Below are 302 nucleotides of genomic sequence, written 5' to 3' on the forward strand. Positions count from 1 at the left end.
CTGGCTCACCATCGCGCCACCCTGTTGAGCCACCGCAGAGGTGGTTTCTGCCAGTGTATTGGCTTGTGCCGCGTGGTCAGAATTCTGGCGTACCGTTTCCGCGAATTGCTCCATGCTGGATGCAGTCTGTTCCAGGCTGGACGCCTGCGACTCGGTGCGACCCGATAAATCCATGTTGGCATCGGCTATTTCCCGCGTCCCGGTAGAAATGGCGCTGGCATTCAGGTGCACATCATTGATCACGGACACCAGATTGATGTTCATTTGCCGCAGCGCCTGCAATAACTGCCCCATTTCTGTAT

Annotated in this window: 1 pseudogene; it reads right to left on the reverse strand. The window is 56.3% G+C overall.

Annotated elements, in window-relative coordinates:
* Positions 1 to 264 (reverse strand): annotated as a pseudogene (locus KDM89_RS21480) (chemotaxis protein); the annotation flags it as partial.
* Positions 265 to 302: the final 38 nt, after the last annotated feature.

The organism is Cognatundibacterium luofuense, assembly GCF_018139685.1.
GTDB classification, from domain to species: domain Bacteria; phylum Pseudomonadota; class Gammaproteobacteria; order Burkholderiales; family Burkholderiaceae_D; genus Undibacterium; species Undibacterium luofuense.